Source organism: Candidatus Thermoplasmatota archaeon, from assembly GCA_035541015.1.
In the GTDB taxonomy this organism is placed as follows: domain Archaea; phylum Thermoplasmatota; class SW-10-69-26; order JACQPN01; family JAIVGT01; genus DATLFM01.
The window spans coordinates 1-4,556 of record DATLFM010000051.1 but is presented as its reverse complement, the minus strand read 5'-3'; the positions used below and the strand labels follow the sequence as shown (position 1 = coordinate 4,556).

3 protein-coding genes are annotated in these 4,556 nt (G+C 69.8%); 1 reads left to right on the top strand and 2 read right to left on the bottom strand.

From position 1 onward, the window contains the following. Positions 1–450: plastocyanin/azurin family copper-binding protein (locus tag VM681_04620; protein HVL87281.1), on the bottom strand; the 450-nt coding region annotated here is incomplete at its 3' end. Between the two features lie 105 nt (positions 451–555). On the opposite strand from VM681_04620, the gene VM681_04615 reads away from it, so the two are divergent. Then, the gene (locus VM681_04615) at positions 556–1,290 is read left to right on the top strand and encodes a 7-carboxy-7-deazaguanine synthase QueE (GenBank protein HVL87280.1); all 735 of its coding nucleotides are present in this window, start codon (positions 556–558) and stop codon (positions 1,288–1,290) included. A 27-nt stretch (positions 1,291–1,317) separates the two neighbouring features. On the opposite strand, the gene VM681_04610 is transcribed toward VM681_04615, so the two are convergent. Continuing rightward, on the bottom strand, positions 1,318–4,556 hold a 3,239-nt coding region (locus tag VM681_04610; protein ID HVL87279.1), incomplete at its 5' end, for an FtsX-like permease family protein.

The window sequence follows — 4,556 nt, the reverse complement described above, 5'->3', positions numbered from 1 at the left end:
CGTCCGGTCGCGCGGCGGGGGCGGGCCGTTGCCGCCGCCGTCGGCTTGGACGACGAGCTGGCCCTCCATGCCGGCCCCATCATGCGGGTTGCAGAAGTAACGGTATTGTCCCGCCGGAATGTTGTTGATCGTAACAGTGGCCGTTTGGCCGGTGTTGATGGTTCGGTGCAGCTCGGGACCAGGAGCGCAATGTGCAGTGCCTCCGATCCGAACACACCAGTTGTGCGGCTGGTCGTCCGGGTTCTCGAACGTTATCGTCAAGTTGTCGCCCGGCGCAATCGTAATCCGCTCCTGATCGAAGCAAAAGCCCTGGTTCCCTCGCGGGTTTGTGCAGTTGTCGTCCGCGACGGCGCGCAGGGTGCGCGCGACGTCGGCTCCCTGCGCCGCGCCCGCAAGCGCGACGACGCCAAGCAGCCCGGCGAGCAGGAGAACGGCTCTTCGACGGCTCATGGTATCCTCGAAGGGCGATGCCGGCCGCTCGTTAAATCCTTTCGGTGCGCCGCCGTCACCGCGTAATGGTTCCCGGTAGATTCAAGCCCCAAGCGACGACTCGGCTTGGCGTTGCCGCTCGATCTCTCGCAGAGTCCCTCGCACAACCGCGCCGCGGTCGCGGCCGTCCGCGCCGGCGAGCTTGCCGTGTCGGAGATGTTCGAATCGTTCCAGGGCGAGGGCGTGCGGATGGGCCTCCCGAGCTTCTTCGTCCGTCTGCGCCACTGCGACGGCGTCTGCTCGTGGTGCGACGCGAAGTACACGTGGCTCTCCGGCGGCGAGGGGAAGAACCTGCGCGCGGCGGAGGTCCTCGCGCTTGCCCGCCAGAGCCGCGCGGGCAACGTCGTCGTCACGGGGGGCGAGCCGCTTCTTCAATGGCGCACGCTCACCGACCTCGTCCGCGGCCTTCTTGCCAGCAAGAAGACGGTCGAGATCGAGACGAACGGAGCGCACCGCCCGCTTGGCGTCTTCGGCGTGCAGTACAACGTGTCGCCCAAGCTTGCAAGCGCCGCCTCGGGCCTCGCGTACGACCGGGCGGTGTTCGAGGCGTTTGCGGCCGAAGACGCGTGGTACAAGTTCGTGGTCGCCGACGAATCCGATTTCCGCGAGGCCATCGCCTTCGTCGAGCGCTTCGGGCTCCCCCGCGACCGCGTGCTGTTCATGCCCGAGGGAACGCGGCGCGAGGTCCTGCAGGAGCGCTTGGCGTGGCTTGCGCCGCTTGTCGTGCGGGAGTTCCCGCACGGGCGCGTGACGACGCGTCTCCACGTCGAAGTCTACGGCAAGGCGCTGAAGGGCGTCTGAGATTACTGCGCAATTGCGCAGTAAAACCTACTCGACGTAACGGATGGCCTCGGCCGGCGGAAGGCGGCTTGCGCGAAGCGAGGGCCCCAGCGTCGCGAGGATCGTGGCGGCAAGCGCCACCGCGAGCACGATCGCAAGGTCGCCCCAGGGCACGACGAAGTCGTAGCCGAGCTCGCGGAGGCTCGTCCAATGTACGCCCCAGGCGACCGAGAGGCCCACGGCAAGGCCGCAGACGATCCCGAGCCCGGCCGTGAACAGCACTTCGAGGAGGAAGCTTGCGAGCACGAGCCTGCGCGGGAAGCCGATCGCGCGCAGCATTCCGATCTCCTGCCGGCGTTCGAGCACGCTTCGGGCCGTCGCGATGCCAAGGCTCGCGATGCCGATCACAAGGCCAAGGCCAAGGTACATCTGGAACAGCTGGTAGAGCCGGCGCGTGGCATCGAGGAACTGCTCGGCTTCCTCCGCGAGCGACTTTGCGTCGAGGCCGATGCCGCGCCCGCGCGCCTCGAGGTCGTGCGCGAAGGCTCGCGCGTCCGCGCCGGCATCGAGCTTGAGGAAGTAGGCGCCAAGCAGGTGGTCGAAGTGCGCGCGCACGACCTCGTCGGCGACGAAGACGCCCGCAAGGAACGTCTGCTTCTGGATGCCGACGATGGTGAACGCGCGCTCGCCGTCGCGCGTCTTCATGGTGAGCGTGGCGCCGACGTGGTGCGCGCCGGGCCGGCCGTCCTCGCCCATCGCGTAGGCCTGCGACACGATCGCAAGCGTGGGGTCGCGCGCGACGGCGAGATACGCCTCGCGCGCGGTGGCAAAGCGCGGGTGGATTTCCAAGAGCGGAAGGTCCGCGTTGCGGCCGAAGCTCTCGTCGTAGCCGAAGACGCGGTCGATGGGCGGCCCCCGAGGCTTGGCGCTCTTGCCGTCGATGCGGAGGAGCTCGCCGCCCCAGACCTCGGCAACGACGAGATGATCCACGGCGCGCGCGCCGGGAAGGCCCGAAGGAAAGCCGAGCGCGGCCGGGAGGTCGTCGACCGGAAGCGTGCTTTCGGCGCGCACGTCGTACGAGCCGGCATGGTTGCGCACGTCGGGGGTGAAGATCGCAAAGAAGATCGAGAACAGGACGACGACCGTGATCACAAGCGCAAAGACGACGGCCGTAAGGCCGGTGCGAAGCTTGCGGTGGAGCGGGTAGGCGATGGCAGGCAGGATCGCCGGTCGCAGCCCGCGCACGCGGCCCAGCAGGCGGGCGAGGAGCGCGGGCAGGCGGTCGACGTGGATGATGAAAAGCACGGCGGCCACGACCATGACGAGCGCGCGCACCGGGCCCATGATCATGGCCTCGGTCGTGTCGGGCGTGCGGATGGCGACGATGGTGGCAAACGAGTAGACGAGAAGGCCGACGCCCGCGAGCTTGGCGGCCGTGGAGCGGCGGGCAAGCCGCAGCGACAGGAGGGCAAGGCCGAGCACGATCACGCTTGGCCCAAGCAGCACGGCCGAGAACGAGGCGTACGCGAAGCCGGCGTATGAGACGCCCGCGCCCAGGACCGCAAGCGCGCCTCCTGCGAGCACGGTCGCGCGCGCGCCCGTCGTGTCGGGCGCTTCGAGACGCCGGATGGCGGAGACGACGTGGAGCCGCGAGGCCCGCCACGCGGACACGAGCACGGCGCCGGCGGCCAGAAGCACGCCGGCCGCAAGAGCCGCCGCTGCGCTTCGCGCCTCGACGTGGAAGGGGATCACAAGCTGCAGGCGGTCGGCGACGGCCGCGTTCACGCCCGCGAGCAGGAGCGCGGCAAGCGCGAGACCAAGGAGCGTTCCGAGGACCGTGGCGACGGCGCCGTAGGCCATGCCCTCGGCGACGAAGGCCTTCACGAGGTCGCGGCGGCGAAGGCCGATCGCGCGCGCGATGCCAAGCTCCGCGCGCCGCTCCTCGACGACCATGGAGAAGACGTTGGCGACGAGAACGAGGCCGGCGAGGATGCTGAAGCTCCCCATCATCGTGAGGAAGTTCGAGAAGAGGGAGCCGGATTCGAGGGCCTGGTCGACCCAGAACTTCTTGATTCCCTCCACCTTGAGGCTCGCCACGACGGGCTCGTCCGCGTGCGTGCGCCGAAGGTCGTCCACGGCGTGCCGCAGCGCGGCCACGCCGCGGTCCGTGCGGGCGAGGCCCTCCTCCACGTCGGCCGCGTTGCTGGCGGCGAGGAGGTTGATGCGGCCCTCTTTCTCGAGCATGCCCTGAAGCTCGTCCAGGCGCAGGAAGATATTGGGCGCGTTGAGGAAGGCGCCGCGACCTTCCTGCGAGGCGACGAAGGCGACCGTGACGTTCTTCGAGCGAAGCTGCGGGCGAAGGATGTCGTCGAGGTCGGGGCCGCCCACGCGGCGCGATTCGTTGCGGTAGGCGCTCTCGGCGGACCGGATCCGGTCGAGGTCGTAGATCTCGTAGAAAGCGAGGACGCTCAACTGGAACGGCACGTTTGCCGCCGCCTTGGCGTGCACGCGTGCGGTCCACGTTCCCGCTTCGCCGGTGGCGTTCAGGATCGCCGGGACGTCGGGCGCGCCGGTCGTCCCGTTCGCGTTCAGGCTCGAACGGCCGGACGGCGAGACGAGCTCGACGTCGAGGTCGGCCACGCCGTCGCGCCACAGCAGGACGGCGGTCACGAACCGCGCGCCCGCGTGCACGGGGAACGACAGCTCGTGGTCGTCCTGCGGGGCGTGGACGTAGCCCTGTGGACCCAGCGCAGAAGCGGAGAGCGTGCCGTTCTTCCAGAAGACCTCGGGCAGAAGTGGATCGGGGAAGGCGGCGTAGCGAAGCTCGATCCGGTCGCCGGCGCGGGCGCCGATCGTTTCGGCAAGCTCGCGGTTGAGAACGACCTCGCCCGCGCGGAGGCGGTCGCCGCGCAGCGCGCCGGAGGCGTCGTGGAAGGGGGAGAGCGCACCGGAGCGCTCGGGATCGTAGCCGACGAGCAGCGCGCGCGGCTCCCACTGGCTTGCGTCCGCGTTCGACACGGCCGCGCTTGCCAGCACGAGCGGCGAGAGCGCCCGGAGCTCCCGGCGCACCGCCGGGTGCTCGGCGAGACGGTCGCCCACCCACGCGGGGAAGAACAGGTCGCCCTCGACGCCTACGGTCTCGTCCATGCGTCCGAACGCCGCCATGGCGCTCTCGCGGATGCCCTGCGTCGTCGAGTCGCCGGTGGCAAAGCTCGCCGAGAGGATCGAGGTCCCCACCGCAAGCCCGAGCACGATCGTGACTGCTGCGCGCCGGCTGCGGCGCGCAG